Origin of the sequence: Phytomonospora sp. NPDC050363 (assembly GCF_040655735.1) — a bacterium.
Lineage (GTDB): Bacteria > Actinomycetota > Actinomycetes > Mycobacteriales > Micromonosporaceae > Phytomonospora.
Window position 1 is genome coordinate 372,702 of the sequence record NZ_JBFAKK010000001.1, and the last position, 21,523, is coordinate 394,224.

The 21,523-nt window shown below is 72.0% G+C and carries 17 protein-coding genes and 1 pseudogene; 9 read left to right on the forward strand and 9 right to left on the reverse strand.

From position 1 onward, the window contains the following. Positions 1-77 precede the first annotated feature (77 nt). Both AB0I28_RS01670 and AB0I28_RS01675 read left to right on the forward strand, forming a co-directional pair. Positions 78-1,676, forward strand: a complete 1,599-nt coding sequence (locus tag AB0I28_RS01670; RefSeq protein ID WP_357488740.1) for a DNA polymerase ligase N-terminal domain-containing protein — start codon at positions 78-80, stop codon at positions 1,674-1,676. A 23-nt stretch (positions 1,677-1,699) separates the two neighbouring features. After that, positions 1,700-2,227: a GNAT family N-acetyltransferase gene (locus AB0I28_RS01675; protein WP_357488741.1), complete on the forward strand. Its 528-nt coding sequence runs from the start codon at positions 1,700-1,702 to the stop codon at positions 2,225-2,227. Between the two features lie 13 nt (positions 2,228-2,240). Here the strand turns inward: AB0I28_RS01675 and AB0I28_RS01680 are convergent, their stop codons facing one another. Next, positions 2,241-2,615, reverse strand: coding sequence for a VOC family protein (locus AB0I28_RS01680; RefSeq protein ID WP_357488742.1), 375 nt, complete (start codon positions 2,613-2,615; stop codon positions 2,241-2,243). A gap of 83 nt (positions 2,616-2,698) precedes the next feature. Here AB0I28_RS01680 and AB0I28_RS01685 point away from each other — a divergent pair, with 83 nt between their 5' ends. Beyond that, positions 2,699-2,884 (forward strand): hypothetical protein, encoded by a 186-nt coding sequence (locus tag AB0I28_RS01685; protein WP_357488743.1) that lies wholly within the window; start codon positions 2,699-2,701, stop codon positions 2,882-2,884. A gap of 130 nt (positions 2,885-3,014) precedes the next feature. Here AB0I28_RS01685 and AB0I28_RS01690 read toward each other — a convergent pair whose 3' ends face one another. After that, complete coding sequence (locus tag AB0I28_RS01690) at positions 3,015-3,887, reverse strand: NAD(P)-binding domain-containing protein (RefSeq protein ID WP_357488744.1); 873 nt, start codon at positions 3,885-3,887, stop codon at positions 3,015-3,017. 133 nt (positions 3,888-4,020) lie between these two features. Between AB0I28_RS01690 and AB0I28_RS01695 the strand changes: the two genes are divergently transcribed. Beyond that, positions 4,021-7,212: a BTAD domain-containing putative transcriptional regulator gene (locus AB0I28_RS01695; RefSeq protein WP_357488745.1), complete on the forward strand. Its 3,192-nt coding sequence runs from the start codon at positions 4,021-4,023 to the stop codon at positions 7,210-7,212. 65 nt (positions 7,213-7,277) lie between these two features. Here the strand turns inward: AB0I28_RS01695 and AB0I28_RS01700 are convergent, their stop codons facing one another. Both AB0I28_RS01700 and AB0I28_RS01705 read right to left on the reverse strand, forming a co-directional pair. Next, the gene (locus AB0I28_RS01700; protein ID WP_357488746.1) at positions 7,278-9,707 is read right to left on the reverse strand and encodes a discoidin domain-containing protein; all 2,430 of its coding nucleotides are present in this window, start codon (positions 9,705-9,707) and stop codon (positions 7,278-7,280) included. Positions 9,708-9,843: 136 nt separating this feature from the next. Next, positions 9,844-10,860, reverse strand: coding sequence for a LacI family DNA-binding transcriptional regulator (locus tag AB0I28_RS01705; protein WP_357488747.1), 1,017 nt, complete (start codon positions 10,858-10,860; stop codon positions 9,844-9,846). A 167-nt stretch (positions 10,861-11,027) separates the two neighbouring features. Between AB0I28_RS01705 and AB0I28_RS01710 the strand changes: the two are divergent. The 3 genes and pseudogenes from AB0I28_RS01710 (at position 11,028) to AB0I28_RS01720 (ending at position 14,043) form a co-directional block, all read left to right on the forward strand. Beyond that, a pseudogene (locus AB0I28_RS01710) lies at positions 11,028-12,304 on the forward strand (sugar ABC transporter substrate-binding protein). Continuing rightward, the gene (locus tag AB0I28_RS01715) at positions 12,304-13,176 is read left to right on the forward strand and encodes a sugar ABC transporter permease (protein WP_357488748.1); all 873 of its coding nucleotides are present in this window, start codon (positions 12,304-12,306) and stop codon (positions 13,174-13,176) included. Before AB0I28_RS01710 ends, AB0I28_RS01715 begins: the two are co-directional and overlap by 1 nt. Then, complete coding sequence (locus AB0I28_RS01720; protein ID WP_357488749.1) at positions 13,177-14,043, forward strand: carbohydrate ABC transporter permease; 867 nt, start codon at positions 13,177-13,179, stop codon at positions 14,041-14,043. Between the two features lie 44 nt (positions 14,044-14,087). Here AB0I28_RS01720 and AB0I28_RS01725 read toward each other — a convergent pair whose 3' ends face one another. Continuing rightward, the gene (locus AB0I28_RS01725; protein ID WP_357488750.1) at positions 14,088-14,873 is read right to left on the reverse strand and encodes a TrmH family RNA methyltransferase; all 786 of its coding nucleotides are present in this window, start codon (positions 14,871-14,873) and stop codon (positions 14,088-14,090) included. Between the two features lie 429 nt (positions 14,874-15,302). Further along, positions 15,303-16,163, reverse strand: a complete 861-nt coding sequence (locus tag AB0I28_RS01730) for a dihydrodipicolinate synthase family protein (RefSeq protein ID WP_357488751.1) — start codon at positions 16,161-16,163, stop codon at positions 15,303-15,305. Between the two features lie 70 nt (positions 16,164-16,233). On the opposite strand from AB0I28_RS01730, the gene AB0I28_RS01735 reads away from it, so the two are divergent. Then, on the forward strand, positions 16,234-17,148 hold the full coding sequence (locus tag AB0I28_RS01735) for a LysR family transcriptional regulator (protein WP_357488752.1): 915 nt from the start codon (positions 16,234-16,236) through the stop codon (positions 17,146-17,148). On the opposite strand, the gene AB0I28_RS01740 is transcribed toward AB0I28_RS01735, so the two are convergent. Together AB0I28_RS01740 and AB0I28_RS01745 are read right to left on the reverse strand one after the other, a co-directional pair. Next, positions 17,123-17,842, reverse strand: a complete 720-nt coding sequence (locus tag AB0I28_RS01740) for an aspartate/glutamate racemase family protein (protein ID WP_357488753.1) — start codon at positions 17,840-17,842, stop codon at positions 17,123-17,125. The genes AB0I28_RS01735 and AB0I28_RS01740 overlap by 26 nt on opposite strands. Positions 17,843-17,925: 83 nt before the next feature. After that, the gene (locus AB0I28_RS01745; protein WP_357488754.1) at positions 17,926-19,383 is read right to left on the reverse strand and encodes a glycoside hydrolase; all 1,458 of its coding nucleotides are present in this window, start codon (positions 19,381-19,383) and stop codon (positions 17,926-17,928) included. A 147-nt stretch (positions 19,384-19,530) separates the two neighbouring features. Between AB0I28_RS01745 and AB0I28_RS01750 the strand changes: the two genes are divergently transcribed. After that, positions 19,531-20,838: a lactate 2-monooxygenase gene (locus AB0I28_RS01750; RefSeq protein ID WP_357488755.1), complete on the forward strand. Its 1,308-nt coding sequence runs from the start codon at positions 19,531-19,533 to the stop codon at positions 20,836-20,838. 13 nt (positions 20,839-20,851) lie between these two features. Here AB0I28_RS01750 and AB0I28_RS01755 read toward each other — a convergent pair whose 3' ends face one another. Further along, positions 20,852-21,199 (reverse strand): YciI family protein, encoded by a 348-nt coding sequence (locus tag AB0I28_RS01755; protein ID WP_357488756.1) that lies wholly within the window; start codon positions 21,197-21,199, stop codon positions 20,852-20,854. Between the last annotated feature and the right edge of the window lie 324 nt (positions 21,200-21,523).

Genomic DNA, 21,523 nt, shown 5'->3' on the forward strand with positions numbered 1-21,523 from the left:
ACACCACGCTAGCGCCACCGGGACCCGGTAGGCCCGAAACGGTGCGGCCGACCGGGGCCGTGCGGTATGCCGGAGACGTGGCCGACAAGCGCAAGAAGAAGGACGGGCTGGCGCGGTACCGCGCGAAACGCGACTTCGCCGTCACCGCCGAGCCCGCCGGCGGGTCCGGGGACGACTCGCCCGGCGGCCGCTTCGTCGTGCAGCGCCACCGTGCCACGCGCCTTCACTACGACCTGCGGCTGGAGATGGGCGGAGTGCTGGCGAGCTGGGCCGTCCCGAAAGGACCGACCCTCGACCCGAAGGCCCGCCAGCTCGCCGTCCACGTCGAGGACCATCCGGTCGAGTACTACGACTTCGAGGGCGTCATCCCCGGCGGCGAGTACGGCGGCGGGGACGTCATCGTGTGGGACCGGGGCACTTGGGAACCGGCGAAGACCGGCGACCCGGTCCGCGCCGTGGAGCGCGGCGAACTCCACTTCGACCTGCGTGGCGAGAAGCTCGCCGGCCGCTTCGTGCTCGTCCGCCGCGCCCACGACGGCGACGACGACTGGCTGCTCATCCACAAGGACGACGAGTACGCACGGCGCGGCTGGAACCCCGAGGACCACCCGGTCTCGGTGAAGTCGGGCCGCACCAACGAGGAGGTCGCCGCCGCGCCCGAGGCCCTGTGGCGCGGTGACCTGCCCGCCGCCGAGGCGTCCGTGGCGGTGGCCGCGCACGGGCACTGGAGCGCGGCGAGCCCCGAGGAGCTGGCCGCGCTGGCCGAACTCGGCGACGGCGGCACGTGGACCGTCGGCGGCCACCGGTTGCGGCTGTCGAAGCTCGGCAAGGTCTTGTTCCCCCGAGCGAAAGGCCGCAAGGAGGTCACCAAACGCGACCTGATCGCCTACCACTCGACGATCGCGCCCTACATGCTTCCCTACCTGGCGGGCCGTCCCGTCAACGTCCACCGCTTCCCCGACGGCGTCGAGCGGCCCGGCTTCTGGCAGAAGGCCGTGCCCGCCCACGCGCCCGAATGGCTGACGACCTGGCGCGACACCGAGGCGGAGGCCGACCGCACCGGCCGCTACGCCGTCGTCGACAAGGTGGCCTCGCTGGCCTGGATGGCCAACCACGGCGCCGTGGAACTCCACCCCTGGATCTCCGGCCTGCGCGACGTGCACGAGCCCGACTGGGCGCTCATCGACATCGATCCCGGCGAGAAGACGCGTTTCGCGGACATCCTGCTGCTCGCGCGCCTGTACGGGGAAGCGCTCCGCCATCTCGGCGTCGAGGGGATGCCCAAGGTCACCGGGCAGCGCGGTGTGCAGATCTGGGTGCCGGTCCGCGCCGGCTACACCTTCGAGGAGACGCGGGAGTGGGTGCACAAGGTCTCGCGCGCGGTCGGCCGCACGGTCCCCGAGCTGGTGAGCTGGGAGTGGTACAAGGACCGGCGGGACGGGCTCGCCCGCCTCGACTACACGCAGAACGTGCGCAACAAGACCCTCGTCGCGCCGTTCAGCGCCCGGCCCGCACCCGGCGCGCCGGTCTCGGTGCCGATCACCTGGAAGGAACTCGACGACCCCGACCTGCGCCCCGACCGCTGGACCGTGCACACCGTCCTCGACCGGGTCCGCGAGGCCGGCGACCCCCTGCACGAGCTGATCGGCCGCCCACAGGAGCTTCCGCCGCTCTAGCGAGTGTCTGCGATCATCTGCCCGTGCCTCTCACTCGACTGATCACGCCCGACGACGCCGGGGTCATCACGGAACTGTGCCGCGCCAACCGGGAGTTCCTCGCACCCTGGGAACCCCTGCGCGACGAGGATTTCTTCACCTTCGAGCACCAGCTCGGCCTCATCGCCGGGAGCCTCAAGGCCCACGAGGAAGGGAGGAACCTTCCGCACGTGATCCTCGGTGACGACGAGCGCGTCGTCGGCCGGGTGACCTTGAACGGGATCGTCCGCGGCGCCTTCCAGTCGTGCAGCCTCGGCTACTGGGTCGCCGAGGACCAGAACGGGCGAGGCGTGGCGACCGCGGCCGTCGGCGAGATCCTGCGAATCGCCTTCACCGAGCTGAACCTGCACCGGGTCCAGGCCGAGACTCTCCCGCACAACACCGGTTCACGGCGGGTCCTGGAACGCAACGGGTTCACCGCCTTCGCGACCGCGCCGGACTTCCTGCTCATCGCCGGGCGCTGGCAGGACCACCTGCTCCACCAGATCGTCAACCCCGACTGGAAGCCCTGAGCGGCCCCACCGGTCAGGGCAGTGCCCGGCGGCGCAGCAGGCAGAACTCGTTGTCCTCGGGATCGGCGAGCACGTACCAGTCGACGTCCTCGCCCTGACCGACGTCGGCGTGCCGGGCGCCCAGCGCCAGCAGGCGGTCGAGTTCGGCGTCCTGCTCGCGGTCGGTCGGCCGCAGGTCGATGTGCAGGCGCAGCTTCTCCCGCTTGGGGCCGGCGGCGGGACCGAAGGTCATCGTCGGCGCCTGCCCGTCGGCCGGCTCCGGCGGACCGATGCCGATGAAGTCCTCGGCCTCCGAGGTGACGACGTAGCCCAGCACCTCGCACCAGAACCGGGCGAGGCGCGGCGGGTCGAGGCAGTCGAGGGCGAGCTCGGTGATCCGTGCGGCCATCCGCCCACCTTAACGGCGCCGCCGAGGGACGAGCGGCGTACCGGGTCCGGTCCACGCGGCGTGCATCAGGCAAGATCGCGGTCGTGATGACACAGGAGCGAACCCGCGGTGCCGGAGAGCACGACCCCGATGCCGGGCACACCGGCGGCTGCACCGCCCAGCACGGTGCCGTCGCCGACCACCTCGCGTGCTGTATCGAGGACCGGGACCACGACGGCCCTCACGTGGCCGTCGACGAGGACTGCGTGATCGTCGCCGTCTGGGATTGAGCCGTCCGGCTACCGTGACGCGATGCTCCACTCCGTCGTCTTCTGCGCCGCTCGCCGCAGCGCTCACGGCTGCGGCACGGTGAGGGCACGCCTCGCTCGCGGTGACGCGGGCGAGGCGTGCCCGGGCCTGTCAGGGCTTGCGGATGACCTCGCTGAGGCTCGTCCACGAGTCGCGGCCGTGGCCGCGCTCGATCGCGGACCGGTAGTGCGCCTGGATCGCGCGCGGCAGAGTCAGGTCGATGCCAGCCTCCTCGCTGGCGGTGACGACGTGGTCGGCGGTCGCGCCCATCATCGTCACGTTCGCGCCTTGGTCGCCGTGGTCGCCGCTGTCGATCCCCTGGGCGCTGGGCTCCAGGAAGAAGCCCGCCAGGTTCAGCGTCTCGGTCGCGTAGGGCACCAGTTCGGCGGCCTTCACGCCGGCCGACTCCAGCATCGCCGCGGACTGCGCGAAGGACGACAGCATGGTCAGGAACAGGTTGAGCTGCGCCTGGTACCAAAGCTGCGCGAGGCCGAGGTCGGTGCCCCGGTAGTCGGGCCGGCCGATCACCGCGAGGGTGTCGCGGTGCTCGTCCATGACCTCGGTCGCGCCGCTGTAGAACACGTAGGACTGCTCGGTGCCGACCATCATGTACGGGACCATGATCCCGCCGGTCAGCAGGCGCGCGCCCCGGTCGGCGAGCCAGGCCCCGGCTTCCCGCGTCTTGCCCGGGCTGTCGGAGCTGATGTTGACGATCGTGCGCCCGGCCAGCGCGTCGCCGACACCGTCGAGGATCGCGTACATCGCCGCGTAGTCGGTCAGGCTCAAGATGACCAGTCCACTGGCGGTGACCGCCTCGGCCGGCGTCGCCGCGAGCTTCGCGCCCCGCTCCACCAGCGGCTCGGCGCGCGAGGCGGTCCGGTTCCACACCGTCACGGGGTGCCCGGCGTTCAGGTAGGCGCCGGCCATCGCGCTGCCCATCGGGCCGAGGCCGATCACGGTCACAGGGGTCTTGGCGTTGCTCATGTCTCTCCTCGATCAGGTGCTTCGTTCGACCCCTAGAAGTTGCGCCGGCCCGCTGATGGTCGGCTGACGCGCCGCTGACGACCACCCGGAGCGTGACGCGGGCGACTGCCGCCCCTGGGTTACCGTTTCGCCCATGCGCTTCGGAGTTCTCGGTCCGGTCACCGCCTGGACCGGCGACGGCGAACCCGTCGCCATACCCGAACGCAAGGTCCGCGCCCTGCTCGCCATCCTGCTCACCGACCCGGGCCGCACCGTCTCCACCGACCGGCTCATCGACGAACTGTGGCCCGCCGAGCCTCCGGCGAAGCCCGCCAACGCCCTCCAGCGCAAGGTCTCCGAACTCCGCAAGGCCCTCGACGCCGCCGAGCCGGGCGCCCGCGAGCTCGTCGCCCACCGGCCGCCCGGCTACCTCCTGCGCGCCGATCCCGCCGACACCGACGCCGGCCGCTTCACCACCGCCCTCGCCCGTGCCCGCCGCGCCACCACACCGGCCGCCCGCGCCCACCTCACCGAACAGGCCCTCGACCTGTGGCGCGGCCCCGCATACGCGGACTTCGCCGACGAGAACTTCACCCGCGCCGATACCGTCCGCCTCGCCGACGCGCGCCTCGAAGCCGCCGAACTGCTCGCCGAGACCCGCCTCGAACTCGGCGACCACGCCCAAGCCGTCGCCGAACTCACCGAACTCGCCGCCCGCCACCCCGCCCGCGGCCGACTGCGCGCCGCCCACATGCGCGCCCTCTACCATTCCGGCCGCCGCACCGAGGCCGTGGAGGCCTACGCGGCCCACCGCCGGCACCTCGCCGAACTCGGCCTCGACCCCGACCCAGAACTCGCCGACCTGCACCGCGCGATGCTCCGCCAAGACCTCCCGGAGCCGCCACGCCCCCAAGTGGCCGGAGACCACCTCCCCCGGCCCGTCGCCGAACTCATCGGCCGCGACACCGCACTCGCCGAAGTCGTCGGCCACCTCGCGACGGCACGGCTGGTCACCCTCACCGGCCCCGGTGGGGTCGGCAAGACGCGCCTCGCCCTGGAGGCCGCCCACCGCGTCCGCGACGACCACCCCGACGGCGTGTGGACCGTGGAACTCGCCGCCCTCCCCGCAGGCGACGGGCCCGAAGCACAGGACGCGGTCGCCGAGGCCGTCATGGCCGTCCTGCGCGTCGGTGAGTACGGCACGACCGGCCCGCTGCCGGCCTCCGTTCCGGTGACACCGCTCGAACGCCTCAGCCGGGCCGTCCGCGACCGCGACATGCTGCTCCTGCTCGACAACTGCGAGCACCTCGTCGGCCCGGCGGCGCTTCTGTCCGCGCGTCTCCTGCGCGACGCGCCCGGACTGCGCGTGCTCGCCACCAGCCAGCAGCCCCTCGCCGCGGGCGGTGAGGTGCGATACCCGGTCCCGCCGCTGGCCCTTCCGGACACCGACACCGGCGTCGCCGAGTCGGGCGCCGTGCGGCTCTTCACCGAACGCGTCGCGGCGACCGTTCCCGGGTTCAGCGTCACCGAGGACAACTCCGCCGAGGTCGCCGCCATCTGCCGCCGCCTCGACGGGATTCCCCTCGCCCTCGAACTCGCCGCGCCGCGAGTCCGGGTGCTCGGCACCACCGGGCTCCTGGAACGGCTCGACGACCGCTTCGGTCTGCTCACCGACGGCTACCGCGACGCCCCCGACCGGCAGAAGACCCTCCGCGCGATGATCGACTGGAGCTACTGGCTGCTCACCCCCGACGAGCGGACCGTGCTGCGCCGCCTGTCGGTGCACGCCGACGGCTGCACCCTCGACGCCGCCGAGGAGGTCTGCGCCGACGCCGACATCGCCGGCGGAGCGATCCTCGGCCTTCTGGCAGGGCTCGTCGACCGCTCGCTGGTCGCCGTCACCCCGAGCGGCCCCGAACCGCGTTTCCGGCTGCTGGAGTCCGTCGCCGCCTACAGCGCCGAACGCCTCGAAGAGGCGGGCGAGGCCGAGCACCTGCGCGCCAAGCACGCCGAGTATTACGCGCGGCTCGCCGAGCAGGCCCGCCCGCACCTGCACGGACACGGCCAGCGCCGCTGGCTGGCACGCCTCGACGCCGAGACGGCGAACCTCCGCGCAGCCATCGAACTCGACGGCGACCCCGACCGCACCATGCGGCTCGTCGACGCGCTCGTCTGGTACTGGTCGCTGCGCGGCCGCTTCAGCGAAGCCGACCGCTCCCTCACCCTCGCCCTGGCCCGCATGCCCGACTCCGAGTGCCCCGCCGCCTGCCGTGCGACGGCCTGGCGCTGGGGAGTGCGCCGCCTGCGGGGAGTCTCCGGCGAGCAGACCCGGGCCGCGGCGCCCACCGAGGCCCCGCCCGAGGCCGACATGGACGGGCGCAGCGACTGGTTCCTGTCCTACGCGCTGATGGAGACCGTCGAGTACGAGACCGGCGCCCGCCTGGTCGAACGAGCCCTCAAAGGCGCCCGCGCCGAAGGCGACGACTGGGGGATCGCCGCCGCCCTGGCCCTGCGCGCCGTCCAGCGTTTCGGGAGCGGCGACCTCACCGAGGCCCTCGCCGACGCCGCCGAGAGCCTCGCCCTCTTCGAACGCCTCGGCGACGCGTGGGGTCAGCTTCGCGCGATCTACCCCCTCGCCTCCCACGCCGAGGTCACCGGCGACTACGCCCGCGCCGAGCGGCTCCACACCCGCGGCCTCGCCGCCGCCGAGGAGCTCGCCCTCTGGCGGGAGGCGTCCGACCGGCTGTGCGGGCTCGGCCGCGTCGCCCTCCTGCGCGGTGACCTGGACGCCTCCCGCCGACTGCACGAGCAGGCCCTGCACCGGGCGGTCGAGCACCGCCACCACAACGGCGAGGTCTCCGCCGAGATCGGCCTCGGACTGACCGCCCGGCGCGCCGGGCGGCTCGACGAGGCCGAGACGCGTCTGCGCCGCGTCCTCGACTACGGCCGGGAGTACGACTTCCTGCCGATCACCACGCTCATGCTCGCCGAACTCGGCTTCGTCGCCGAACTGCGCGGAGACGTCGCGTCGGCTCGCGACCTTCACCGCCGCGGCCTTGCCGAGGCGCGCAGGCTCGAGGACAGCCGGTCGATCGCGCTGGCCCTCGAAGGCTCGGCGGGCGCCGAGGTGCTGGCGGGGGAGTACCGCACGACCGCCCGGCTGCTCGGTACCGCCGCGGCGCTGCGGGAACGCGCGGGGACGCCGCTGCCGTCGGGTGAGCGCGGTGACGTCGTGCGCATCGGTGACTCGGCGAGGCGCGCTTTGGGCGCGCGGGACTTCGACGCCGAGATGGCACGGGGCCGGGAACTGCCCGCCGGCTGGTTCGGCGGCGCTGCGGACGTTTAGGGACCGCCGTGCCCGCCCCGTCGCCACGGGCGGGCACGGCGGAGTCTCGCGAACCGCCGGAGGTCCTAGGTGCCCCAGGCCTCGAACTCGTAGATACGGGCGGCGGGATCGGTGTTCTGGGTCGGCCGGGTGATCACCAGGCGCACGTACCTGGCGGCCGTCGCGACGGGATGCGTGGTCGTCGACGCCGTGTTCCCCGCGACGGTCACCGCCGTCGCCCAGGGGTCGGTGGTGGCCGACCTCGTCTGGACGGTGAAGTCGCGCGTGTTCCACGTCGCCGACTCGCCACCGGCACCGGCGTGCTTGACGGTGAACCGGCTCAGCGAACGCACCCCGCCGAGGTCGACCTCCAGCCACTTCTCGGCCGTCAGCGTGCACCACTTGTCGGTGTTGCCACCTGAGACGCTGCCGTTGACGGCCTTCGCGGGACCCTCGCCGGCGTTGGTCTGGCCGGACGCCGTCGCCGGGCGGCTGAGCGCCAGGTTCGACTCGACGGGCGAACCCGCCCAGGCGACCGTCGTGGTCGCCGGCGCCGAACGCCCGTACTCGGTGGAGACCGCCTCGACCTCGATGGTCGTCGAGGACTCGGTTCCGGCCCGGTCGAGCCGCGCCACGAAGTAGGCGTCGTTCGGTGTCGCGCCCAGGTAGGTGCGGCCGCCGCCGGAGTCACGCCGGTAGACGTCGTAGTGGTGCACCGACCCGCTCGCCGAGGCCGTCCACGCCAGCCGCAGCGACTTGCGGGTGGCGGAGACGTCGGTCGTGCCCAGCACCGTCAGCGCTGTAGGGGAGGCGGCGCCGTCGACGGTCCCGTCGTAGACGGCGATCTGGCCGACCCGGATGTCGTACGCCGCGACCGTCGAGGCGGCCTGCGCCTGGAGCGCGATCTGGGCGATCGTCTTGCCGGCGTGCGCCGACAGGTCGAAGGTCCTGCGCTCCCAGCCGGTGCCCGAGTTCGAGCCGAGGTCGATGGCGGTGAAGACGGCGGGGGCGTCGGTGAAGGCGATCGCGGCCCGGAGGTTCGTGGCCCCCGCCGCCGGCGTCTTGACCACGACCGACAGCTTCGTACCGGAGGCCACCGGCAGAGCGGCCTGGTAGAGGCGCACGGTGTTGAGCGCGTCGAGCCGGCCGGTCAGCCGCAGCGAGGAACCGCCCTCGAAGGCGTCGCCAAAGTCCAGCGACGGCGTCAGTCCGGTGCCGGCCGAGGAAACGATCCAGCGGTAGGTCGGCAGCACGTCCTGTACCGAGAGGTTGTTCCACGCGCCCGTCGCGACCCTCGTCCCGCCGACGTTGTAGAACTCGCCGTGACCGGAGTTGAACCCGGTCACGAAGGGCTTGGCGGTGACCGGCGTCGACTCCGCGATGTGATTGGCCAGTCCCTTCCAAGCCGAACCCGTCGCGGTGTTCGAGGGGTCGCCGTTGGCGCCGATCCAGTACCGCGAGTCGCGGGCCCGGAAGTCGGCCGGGCCGGAGGAGGACTTCCACGTCCACTCCGGACGGTAGAGGCCGAGCGAGGTCACGTGCGCCGCGCCCGCGGGGAAGACCGCGGCCCAGTCGACGCTCGTGTCGTACCCGCCCGCCTCGGTGTCGATCCCCGAGTACAGGTCGAACTCGCTGCGGCCGAGCGAGCGCGCGTGGGAGCGCGAGGAGGCCAGCCCCGACGCGCTCCACCAGAAGTTGAGGAACATCGAGTCGCAAACCCGGGCCGGATCGGACAGGAAGGAGTCGTTGCTCGCGTTGAGCGCGTTCTGCCAGGAGATCGAGCCGTTCTCGACCATCGAGTCGTACCACATGTACTCGTCGCCGCCGGCCCGCGCGTACTTCATGAAGGCGCGCAGTTCGGCGGCGAGCGCAGCGTCGCCGCCGCCGGTCTCCTGGTTGATGAACCAGCCGTCGAAGCCGTAGTGGCGCGCGACCTGTCCGAGCTTGTCGGCGACCGGGTACGACGACCCCGACCGCGCCACGAAGTCGCGGACCCACTGGAGCTGACCACCGTAGGCGGCGGGCGGGAAGAAGACCGTCCCGTACACCTTGACGCCGTTGCGGTGTGCGGCGTCGACGACCGTCGCGTTCGGCGCCAGGATCAGCCCCTCACCGGCCGAACCGCCCCAGAACACGAGAGTGTCGACGTACTGCCAGTAGCCGAAGGCGTAGTAGTTCGCGTCCGCCGAGCCCTGCGAGGGGTTGGCGGAGGTCGGGCCGAAGGACACCAGCGACACCACGCGGCCCTCGCCTGCGCGGGCGTTGGCGTTGGCCTTGAGCCGGGGATCGAGCGCCCGCGGGCGCAGCGGCACGCGCGAGCGGTTGAAGCGGGCGTCGGGGTCGGTCGCCGGATCCCAGTTCAGGATCGTGCTCGGGTACCAGTACGAGGCGAAGGGCTGGTCGCCGGGACCCAGTGCCTCGGGGAAGGGCGCGCCGGCGGCGGCGAGCGCCGGGCTCGTCCCGGTGGCGGCGATGGCTAATGCGGGCAGCAGGGTCAGGACTGTTCGTCGGTGCATCTGCGTCTCCTACCGGTGGTCCTCGAATGGACGCCGCGGCCGTTTCGGGAGGCGTCTTCTCCGCGGCCTTCCGGGTCGGATACTAAACCGCTATAGCGCTCCTGCCAAGAGGCTGGAACCGGCTCGGCGGGACCGATCACGGGGGAGGACCGGTGCTCTCGTGGACGCTGAGGGTGGGCGTGGCGGTCTTGACGTTGCGGGACTCGGAGGGGTCGGCGATCGTCGCCAGAAGGGTCCGTGCGACCGAGCGCCCGAGGTCGAAGGTGTCGCGGGACAGGCAGGTCAGCGAGGGGTGCACGATGCGGGTGAGCACCGACTCGTCGAAGGCCACGATGGACAGTTCGCCGGGCACGGCCACGCCCATCTCCTGGGCGACGCCGAGGCCGGCGACGGCCATGACGTCGCTGTCGTAGATGATCGCGGTCGGCCGTTCGGGTCGCGACAGCAGGGTGCGGGTCCGGGCGGCGCCCTCGGCGTCGCTGAAGTCGGTCGGCAGGGACTCGGCGCGCAGGGCCAGGCGGCGGGCGCGGTCGCGCAGCGCCTGCATGCGACGCCGGGTGTGCCAGAAGGCGGGGAGCCCGGCGACGTGCGCGACGCGGGTGTGCCCGAGGGCGGCGAGGTAGTCGACGATGGTCAGCATCGCCTCGCGGTCGTCGGCCCACACGCTGGACAGACGTCCGTGCTTGCCGGGCAGGCCGCCGAGCACGACCGAGGGGATCGCGAGTCCTTCGAGGACCGCGGTGCGGGGGTCCTCGACGCGCGGGTCGACCAGGATCAGCCCGTCGACACGGTGTTCGGAGGCCCAGCGCCGGTAGACCTCGATCTCCGCCTCGATGTCCTCGACGACGAGTAGCTGCAGTGCGATCGACTCGCCGGAAAGCGTCGCCTGCAGCCCCGAGAGCAGTTGCGCGAAGAAGGGTTCGACACCCAGGGTGCGGGCGGGCCGGGCGGTGACGAGCCCGGCGGTCTCGGCGCGGGCTCCGCTGAGGGCGCGGGCGGCGCTGTGCGGCCGCCAGTTCATCTCCTCGGCGACCCGCATGATCCGTGCCCGGGTGGCCTCGCTGACACCCGGGCGCCCGTTCAGCGCGAAGGACACCGCGCCCTTCGAGACGCCGACGCGGGCGGCGATGTCGGCGATCGTGGGTCTGCCCACGGGGTGTCCTCGTCTCGTCCGGCCGCGCGCGGTACGGCGCGGAAACCCTTGACACGAAAGTCTAGTCGTTGGATAGTCGCCAACTACTAGACCGGATTAGCAATTCCCATCCGGCGGGCACCGGCCGGGCTCCGCGTCGAGCGGGGAGGAACGGACAGGAGTCGACAATGCGCAGAGTCTGGTTACTGACGGCCGCGACGGCCGCCGCGGCCCTGGTACTCGCGGGCTGTGGGCTCGGCGGGGGAGACGGGGCGGGTTCGGACGCCGACGCCTCCGGCGAGGTGAAGGGCGAGGTCACCTTCCAGACCTGGGCGCTCAAGCCGAAGTTCACCGAATACGTCCAAGGCGTCATCGACGCCTTCGAGGCGGCCCATCCCGGCACCGAGGTCGAGTGGCTCGACCAGCCCGGCGACGGGTACTCCGACAAGGTGTTGAGCCAGGCCGCCGGCGATTCGCTGCCCGACGTGACCAATCTGCCGCCCGACTTCGTCCTCCCCCTTGTCCAGCAGGGGATGCTCCTCGACGTCGAGAAGGCCGACCCGGCGCTGGCCGCCGACTACGTCACCGGCGGTCTCGATGCCTACCGCTACGCCGGGCACGAGGGCGTCTACGCCTACCCGTGGTACCTCAACACCGATGTCAACTACTGGAACACCGAACTGCTCACCGCCAACGGCCTCGACCCGGCGAAGCTCCCGGCGACCCTGGACGAGCTGATCGCGCAGGCCCGGGTCATGAAGGAGGCATCCGGCGGCGAGGTCTACCTGATGAGCCGCAAGCCGGCACTCGGCGACCTCGCCAACGCGGGCGTGCCGATCATGGCTCCCGACGGTAAGTCCTTCGCGTTCAACACTCCCGAGGCGGCCGCGCTGCTCGACAAGTACCGCGACGCCTACGCCGAGGGCCTGCTCCCGCAGGACGTGCTGACCGACAAGTACGCCGGCAACGCCGAACTGTTCAGCAGCGGCAGGGCGGCCTGGACCACCGGTGGCGGGAACTACATCACCAGCCTCGCCACCGACAATCCGACGCTGGCGCCGAAGGTCGTCCCGTCTCCGGCGATGGGCACGCCCCCGCTCTACGCGCAGGGCCTGTCGGTGTCCAGCGGCAGCGAGAACCTGCCGACCGCGCTGGCCCTGGCCCGCTGGGTCACCAACGCCGAGAACCAGGCCGCCTTCGCCCACCTGGTCAACATCTTCCCAGCACGAAGGCCTCGGCGGCCGACCCGTTCTTCGCGCAGAGCGACGGCACGCCCTCCGGTGACGCGAAGGTCATCGCCTTCACCTCGCTGGCGCAGGCGCGCATGCTCCAGCCCGTCGAGGTCAGCGGCGCCATGAACGACGTCATCAACCAGCAGTTCAGTCTCGCCATCAGCGGTGAGGCGAGCTCGCGGGAGGCGCTCGACGAGGCCGTCGAGCGCTGCGACCAGCTGCTCGGGCAGTAATGACCCACCGGCGCTGGTTCACGCCGTGGCTGCTGGTCGCTCCGGCGGCGGTGTGGCTGGCGGTGTTCAGCCTCTGGCCGTCGGTCAACACCGTGGTGCTGGCCTTCACCAACGCCAAGCCGCTGGGCGGAGGCCGCTTCACCGGAACGGAGAACTTCCAGCGCTTCGCCGACGACTCGCAGCTCGGCGACGCGCTCCTCAACAGCGTCGTCTACATGCTCGTGTGCGTGCCGCTGCTGACGTTCCTGCCCCTGCTGCTGGCTCTGCTCGTGCAGCGCAGGCTTCCCGGGATCGCCTTCTTCCGGACGGCCTTCTACACCCCGGTCATCGCCTCGGCGGTCGTCGTCGCGCTCATCTGGGGCTGGGTGCTGGAGGAGCGCGGGCTCGTCAACGGCCTCGCGCAGCAACTCGGCGTGCTGTCGGGCCCGCTGCCGTTCCTCACCGACCGCTGGCTGCTGCTGTTCAGCGCGATCAGCCTGACGGTGTGGAAGGGCCTGGGCTACTACATGATCATCTACCTGTCGGCGCTGGGCAGCGTCGGGCGCGAACTCCACGAGGCGGCCTTCATGGACGGTGCCGGACCGGTTCGCCGCTTCCTGGCCGTCACGGTCCCGGGCGTGCGCAACACGATGGCGCTGGTGTCGGTCCTGATCTCGGTCTCGGCGCTGCGCGTCTTCTCCGAGCTCTACGTCCTGTCCGACGGCACCGGCGGCCCCGGCGGGCAGGACATGTCGGTGGTGATGCTGATCCAGCTGTACAGCCGTGGCTTCACCGGCCACCTCGGCTACGCCTCGGCGCTGAGCCTGCTGCTGTTCGCCGTGACGATCGGCCCGATGCTGCTCCTGCTGCGGCTCAACCGGAAGGCGGCCTAGATGGCGGCGCGCCGGGGAAAGGTCGCCGCGCGCGGCTTCGGGACGGCGACGCCGGGGGAGAAGGTCCTGCGCTACGGCCTGCTGCTCCTCGTGCTGGTGCTGACCGTCGGCCCGTTCCTGTGGCAGCTGTCGACTTCGCTGAAAGGGATGGGCGAGGACATCTACACGCGGACGCCGGGCTTCATCCCCTCGGATCCGACCCTCGCCAACTACGGCAGCGTCGCCGACACGATCCCGGTCTGGTCCTATGGCCGCAACTCGCTCATCGTCGCCGCCATCGTCGTCGCCGGCAACGCCGTCGGGGCGACTTTGGCCGGTTACGCCCTGGCGAGGCTGCGCTTCCGGGGCCGCCGGCTGGTCCTCGGCCTGTTCTTGGCCACCCTCGTCCTGCCCGGCGAGGTCACGATCATCTCCCAGTACGTCACCGTCCGGGGCCTCGGTCTGGCCGACACCCTCCTCGGCGTGGCCCTGCCCGGCGCCATCGGCATGCTCAACGTCCTGCTCATGCGCACCGCCTTCCAGGCCATCCCGCAGGACCTGGACGCCGCGGCGATCATCGACGGCGCCGACGCCTGGCAGCGGCTCGTCCACATCGGACTCCCCAGCGTGCGCGGAATGCTGTCGGTGGTGGTGATCTTCTCCTTCATCGGCGCCTGGGACGACTTCCTGTGGCCGCTCATCGTGCTCACCGACCCCGAGAACTACACGCTCACCGTCGGGCTCCAATACCTCAACGGCACCTTCAGCGCCAATCCGCGCCTCATCGCCGCCGGGACGATGATCGCGTTCATTCCCATCGTGGTCGTCTTCGCGGTACTTCAGCGCTTCTTCTTCAAGGGAGTGGAGGAGGGCGCGATCAAGGGGTGAAGGGGAGCGGGCCGCCGCCGGCGTCACGGCGGCGGCCCGAGGCGCTATCCGAACAGCAGCACCCCCGCCGCCACGGCGACGTTGAGGGAGTCCGCGCGGCCCCGCATCGGGATCGACACCGGGTGGTGCGGCACCTCCCTCCACTCGGGAGCGACGCCCTCGCCCTCGGACCCGACGACGATCGCCGTCGGCCGCCCGCCGCGCGGGCGGTCGCGGAAGTGCTCCCGGGCGCCCGGAAGCGCCAGGTACACGGCGAATCCGTGCCGGGCCAGCCACGCGGCGGCCTCGCGCGGCGCGCCGAGGTCGACGACCGGCGTGGTCAGGACCGTTCCCCGGCTCGCGGTGAACACCTCGGGGTGCTCGACGCGGGCGCGGCGGCCGGTCAGGATCAGGGCCTGCGCCCCGCTGGCGTCGACGACCCGGACGAGGGCACCGAGGTTCGAGGCGTACTCGATGCCGTCGGCGACCAGCACCACGGTGCCGTCGTCGACGCGACGGCCCCCGATGGTGCCGTCGCCGGCACGCCAGCCGGGCAGTCGCACCAGTGACGCCAGCCCGGAGGACCGGTTGCGGCGGCTGATGCGGGCGTAGGTCTTCGCCGAGACCGCGAAGGCGGACCGGGCACGGCGGGAGACGGTCCCGGCGAGCTCCCGGCTCCCGTCGGTGAGCAGTTCGGGGCACTGGACGAAGACCTCGATGTCGCCGCCGGCGTCCAGCAAGCAGCGATGGGCCCAGTCGCCTTCGGCGAGAAGGGTTCCGGGCGGAGTGTTGCGGGCGGACAGAAGTGCGCTGATGCGCGGATCGCGTGCGCTGACGTGCGCGACGGCCATGATGCACTCCGGAAGGAGGGTACGGCTGAGACAGGCGCGTCGTCCTCAATGGACGGACCTGGCTCCAAGGCATGTGTGCGCCGGAACGGCGCCCCCGGTTGCGCGCGGTCTACCGGGTGCCCTGGCCGTACATGGCCGTGTGCATGCGCGCAGGCTAGCTTCCGCGACCCGCTCCGCGCAGCCGAGTTTCGGCCGCCGGGCACAGATCCGGCCCCCGCCCTGGCGATGGAAGCGGGGGCCGGACGGCGTCTCGCCGCCCGGCGGACCATCAGGCCGCCGGGCGACGCGGGTCGTTCTCCCCAGATCGAACTCCGACGACGCTAGCGCCGGTCCGTAGACGCCGCGTAGACGTCGCGTATACGCGGTGATCCGCGCCGCCGGGATGTGCCGCCCGGCATGATCGCGGCCATGCCCGCCGCGAGCCGTTCGCTAGCCGAGTTCCTTCAGTGCCGCCGACAGGGAGCCGGGGCCGGAGGCCAGCAGCGGCAGCCGCACGTGCGGTGTCGGGATCTCGCCCCGCGAGTGCAGGACGGCCTTGACGACCGTGGGGTTCGGCTCGGCGAACAGCGCCGCCGAAAGGCCCGCCAGGCGGTGTCCGAGGGCGCGCGCCTCCGCGACCTCGCCGGCGTGCCATGCCTCGACGAGCCGCGCGAAGTCGGCGGTGGCCAGGTGCGCCGAGGCGAGGATCCCGCCGTGCGCACCGAGCGCCAGCAGCGGCGAGATGTAGATGTCGTCGCCGCCGAGGACGGTGAAGCCTTCGGGCAGGTCACCCATGAGCGCCATCGTGTCGGGGTTGAACCCGCCCGCGGCGTACTTGACCCCGGCGACGCCGGGGATCGCCGCGAGCCGGCGCAGCGCGGCGGCCGAGAGGTACTGGCCGGTGCGGTAGGGAATGTCGTAGGCGATCAGCGGGACCGGCGAGACCTCGGCGAGGTGGGTGAAGTGCGCGACGACGCCGTCCTCGCCGGGCCGGACGAACGGGGGCACCAGGGTCAGCGCGGCGGTGATCTCCGGGAACTCGGCGAGCGCGGCGAGGGCGCCGGCGGTCGAGGCGCCGGCGATCAGCGGCACCGATCGCTCACGGGCGACGCGGGAGGTCACGTCCAGCACCGAGCGCTTCTCGTCCTCGGTGAGCGAACCCACCTCGGCGGTCGTGCCGAGGGCGACCAGCGAGGCGGCGCCCTCGTCGAGGACCCGGCCGGCCAGGCGCTCCAAAGCGTCGAGCGCGAGAGCGCCGGACGCGGTGAACGGTGTGATCAGCGGAAGGTGGAGGCCGTGGAGATCAGTCATGTCCTCATGCTGCCCGCTGAAACCCGGAAGGACCAGTTCCGATTCCTGAGGTAATGCGTAAGCTGAACTTATGCTCGACGTGCGCCGCCTGCGGCTACTGCGCGACCTCGCCCGGCTCGGCACCATCGCCGCGGTCGCCGAGGCCCACACCTACTCCGCGTCGGCGGTGTCCCAGCAGCTGGCCGCCCTTCAGCGTGAAGCCGGGGTGGAACTCCTGGAGCGGACCGGCCGGAGGGTCACGCTCACCCCGGCGGGCGTCAGCCTCGTCGAGCATGCCGAGACCGTCCTCGCCGCGCTGGAAGCGGCCTCGGCGACGCTCGCCGCCGCCCGTTCGGGTCTGCGGGGAACCGTCCGGATCGGCGCCTTCCCGACTGCCATGCGCACCCTGCTGCCCGCCGCCCTCGTGGCCCTTGCCCGTGACCGGCCCTCCCTCGACCTCATGGTCCGCGAGCTGGACCCGGTCGACATGCCCGACGCGCTGCGCGACCGAAGCCTGGACGTGGCGCTCCTGCACGACTACGACCTGGCTCCCGTGGCGCCCGACCCGACCGTCGACTCCGAACCGCTGCTCGACGAGACGGTGTTCCTCGCCGTGCCCGCCGCGATGCCCGGCGGCTCCGGCGGCGGCCCGGTGGCCGCGTTCCGCGACGCCGACTGGATCCTCGGGGCCCCCGGCACCCTCTGCCACACCGTCGCCGTGCGCACCTGCCAGGCCGCCGGGTACACCCCTCGCACGCGACACCACACCGATGACTTCACCGCCGTCCTCGCCCTGGTCGCCGCGGGCCTCGGCGTCGCGCTGGTGCCGGGCCTCGGCGCGGTCTCGCCGCCCGGCGGCGTGCGGCTGATCCCGCTGCCGACCACCCGCCGCACTCGCATCGCCTACCGCAGGGGCGCAGGAGGGCATCCGGCGGTGGCGGCCTGCGTCGCCGCGATCCGCAGCGCGACGGAGGACTACCTCAGCGCGTCGGCCCCGTCTTCGTAACGACTTCACCCATTGCCAGTTCGGCGGCGGCCTCGCAGTGCAGTCGCGTCGTGGCGAACACCGGAACCGCGCTGTCGGCCTGGCCGACCAGCAGCTCGATCTCGGTGCACCCGTATATGACACCGCCCGCGCCGCGCTCGACGAGCCGGGCGATCACCTCCCGATAGACCGCGCGCGACTCCTCCCGCACCACTCCCCGGCACAGCTCGCCGTAGATGATGTCGTGCACGACCCGCTGGTCGGCCTCGTCGGGGACCAGCACCTCCAGCCCGTGCGAGGCGATCCGCTCGGTGTAGAAGCCCTCCGACATGGTGAAACCGGTGCCCAGCAGCCCGACCTTTCCGACTCCGGCGGCCTTGACCGCCGTGGCTGTGGCGTCGCCCAAGTGCAGCAGTGGGATCGACAGGCCGGCGCCGATCTCCCCGGCGACCTTGTGCATGGTGTTCGTGCACAACACCACGAAGTCGGCCCCGCCCGCCTCCAGCGCGCGGGCCGCGTCCGTCAGCTCCCGCGCCGCGTCGGCCCAGCGCCCCCCGGCCTGCATCTCCTCGATCCCCGCGAAGTCGACCGAGTAGAGCAGGCACCGCGCCGAGTGCAGCCCGCCCAACCGCGCGGCGGCGAGTTCGTTGAGGATCCGGTAGTACTCCGCGGTCGACTGCCAGCTCATCCCGCCCAGCAGGCCGATCAGCTTCACGTGAACCTCCCTCGCGACCGGAGAGGGCACCGGCCGTCGGCTCCAAGCTAACCGGAACCCGTCGGCCGGTGCCGTCACAGACTCTAGAGCCGCACGCCGTCGATCTCGAAGGTCTGCACCGTGTTCGCCGGAAACGCCCGCGCGAAGCGGCGTCCGCTCACGCGGGTGTCGGAATAGGCCCGGTACCGCTCGCCGCCGTTCGTCTGCGTCGACCACCGCCGGATCACGGCGTCGGGAACACTCGCGAACCGCGTCAGGTCGTAGGTGATCGTCTGCGCCGTGCCGTAGTTGGCGGTGACCAGCACCAGCCGCGACGCCGCCGCGTCGTAGGCCGCGACGGTATTGCCCTCACCGCCGTCGATGACGCGCATCCCCGGACGGATGTGCCGGGTGTACTGGGCGAGGACGTGGTACTTCGGGTTCACCGCGCCGAGCGTCCCGGTCTCGTTGTCGGCCTGGATCAGGCCCCAGCCGCCGCCGTCGAGCACCTGCCAGTAGACCCACGCCGTCGGGTGCAGCCACCGCATGTCGAGGTTGAGGTTGCGGGCCAGGCGCAGGCCCGTGCCGTCGTTCTCCCCGTACTCGGAGTTCCACAGTGTCTTCCCGGCGGCGCGCACGTCGTTGTGGAGCAGGTCGCGCCGGCCGCCCTCGTACTGGTATCCGTGCACGTTGACCTTGGCGACCTTGCCGCGCGCGGCGGAGGTGAGTCCGTTGAAGGTCGCTCGGGCCTGGTCGTAGCTCGTCTCGTCGGAGGCGGTGATCCGCACCGACGACAGGCCGCGCGCGTCGAGTTCGGCGCGCAGGAGGTCGACGACCGCCGACTGGGTGGCGACGTTGAAATGGCAGCCCTCCTGCGTTCCGGTCGCCGTCCACCAGCCGGCCATCGGCTCGTTGAAGGGGTCGACGTACTGGAAGTCCACTCCCCAGTTGTCGCGCGCGTACCGTGCGACCACGGCCATGTAGACGGCGTGCTGCCGATGGTTCCACGACTGGAGGTTGTCGGCGTTGCCGTCGGCGCCGCCGGCCGGGTTGTGGTTGACGCACATCCACCACATCGGGGAGTTGGAGAAGAGCTCGAAGCGGTCGGCGCCGCGAGCCCGGGCCTTCGCCATCATCGCGCGCTGCGGCGCGTCTGCCGACCAGTTCCAGCTCGGCGACGCGGGGTCGGCCGAGGTCCAGTCGAGCCAGAAACCGTCCATCTGACGCGAAGGCATCATGTTCGGCGAGACCGCCATGCGCTCGCCGCCGATGGAGTTCTGCGAACAGGCGCCGGCGTTGTAGCGGACGATGTTCATGCCGAGGCCGGGCAGGGTGGTGCCGCCGAAGGGCACCTGGGCGCGGGTGAACATGATGTCGGCGAGGTCGTCACGGTGGCCCCAGGCCCGCGCCCACCAGCACAGTGACGTGCCCCAGCCCTCCCAGACGCCCCAGTTCGCGGTCGGGTCCACGACGGTGGCGTAATCGGCCCGCGCGGCGGCCGGGACGCCGGCGGCGCCTAACGCGCCGGCACCGGCGGCGGTGAGGAGTGTGCGACGGCGCATTGGGAGCCTCCTGAGCGTCCGGGCCTCCAGAGATATCAGCCCCACCGGCCAGCGTCAACCCTTCGGAAAAGGGAGAGAAAAAGCCTCGCCGTCGAGCACGGCCCACCGCGCGTCCCCGCCGATGCTCTACGGTGAGGAACGCCCGCAGTGACCCCGATCACCAGGAGGCCCTCCATGCCCGGCGGCGACCCCATCGGCAGGCGCGTGCAGTCGCGCATCTACCGCAACGGCGCCCTCGGCGTACCGATGCCCACGCCCCGCTCGCCCGGGGCGCTCGAAGACGCCGCCCGGAAGAAGATGAGCGCCCGCGCGTTCGCCTACGTCGCCGGATCCGCCGGCGCCGAGCGCACCGCCCGCGCCAACACCGACGCCTTCGACCGCTGGGAGATCGTCCCGCGGATGCTGCGCGACGTCGCCGAGCGCGACATGGGCGTCGACCTCTTCGGCCGCCACCACCCCACGCCCTTCCTGCTGTCCCCGATCGGCGTACAGGAACTCGCCCACCCCGACGCCGACGTGGCCACCGCCCGCGCGGCCGCCGCTACCGGCGTCCCGATGATCTTCTCGACGCAGGCCTCGCGCTCGATGGAGGAGTGTGCGGCCGTCATGGGCGAGGCCTCCCGCTGGTTCCAGCTCTACTGGAGCAGCGACGACGACGTGGTGGTCAGCTTCCTCGAACGCGCCGAGGACTGCGGATGTGAAGCGCTCGTGGTCACCCTCGACACCCACGTCCTCGGCTGGCGCCCCCGCGACCTCGACAAGGCCTTCCTGCCCTTCGCCCACGGCATGGGCATCGCCCAATACACCAGTGATCCGGCTTTCATGCGGCTGGCCACCGCCCGCGCCGAGCGGGCCGGCCCCGCCGAGCCACGGCCACGGCCCACCCCCGCCGCGATCCGCACACTGCTGGCGATGACCCGCCGGCACCCCGGGCGCTTCACCGACAACATCCGCTCGGCCATGCCCCAAGCCGCCGTCGAGACCTTCCTCGATGTCTTCTCCCGCTCCACCCTCACCTGGGACGACCTCGACTTCCTGCGCGAGCACACGACCCTGCCGATCGTCCTCAAGGGAATCCAGGACCCCCACGACGCCGTCCGCGCCGTCGACGCGGGCATGGACGGCATCGTCGTGTCCAACCACGGCGGACGCCAGGTCGACGGCGCCATCGGCTCGCTCACCGTCCTCCCCGAGATCGTCGCCCGCGTCGGCGGCGCCTTCCCAGTCCTTTTCGACAGTGGCGTGCGCACCGGCGCCGACGCGTTCAAGGCGCTCGCGCTCGGCGCGACGGCCGTCGGCATCGGCCGCCCGTACATGTACGGCCTGGCCATCGACGGCTCGGCCGGCGTCGAGGCCGTCGTCGACCACCTCGCCGCCGAACTCGACCTCACCATGGCGCTCGCCGGAGCGAGCGCCATCGGTGACATCGACGCGAGCTTCCTGCGCCACCGCTGACGCCGGTCTCCCCTCAGGCCGGTGCCCGCCGGACCTCGACGGTCAAGCCCGGTGTGAACGGGATACGGCGGGCGAGGGCGATGGCCTCGTCGTGGTCGGCGCACTCGAGGATGTAGAGACCACCGATCTGCTCGGCGGTCTCGGCGAAAGGCCCGTCGGTGACCAGATCGCCGCCGTCGGCGGCGCGCCGCACCACCTTGGTCTCGGCGGAGTCGGCGAGCCCGACGCCGGCCACGAAACGGCCCTCGGCGCGCATTCGGGCGCCGAAGTCGGCGTGGAGCGCGATGACCCGCTCCAGTTCTTCGGCCGGCAGTTCGCGTTCGGCCTTCTCGTTCGAGTAGCCGAGGAACAGGTACCGCATGTGCTTCCTCCAGGATGGTCGTCGTTCTCTCCATCCTTGACGCATCGCGGCCGCCGGGATCGACAGTTCGCCGGTGCGGTTTCCAGAAGAAGTGCCGCCCGCCGAACCCACGCCACCGAGCCGGATCCCCGCACTGCTGTCGGTGGCCGCGCTCGCCGGCGCGGCCACCCTCGCCTTCTCTGTTCTCGCCTGGACCCGCGGTGGGCGGACCCGCGCCGCGCGCCTGCACTACACGGCCATGACCCTCGGGATCCTGGCCTTCCTCACCGTCGCCGGCTACTGCCAGCTGTTCGGCCGGCCGATCGCGGCCCGCCTCCGACACAT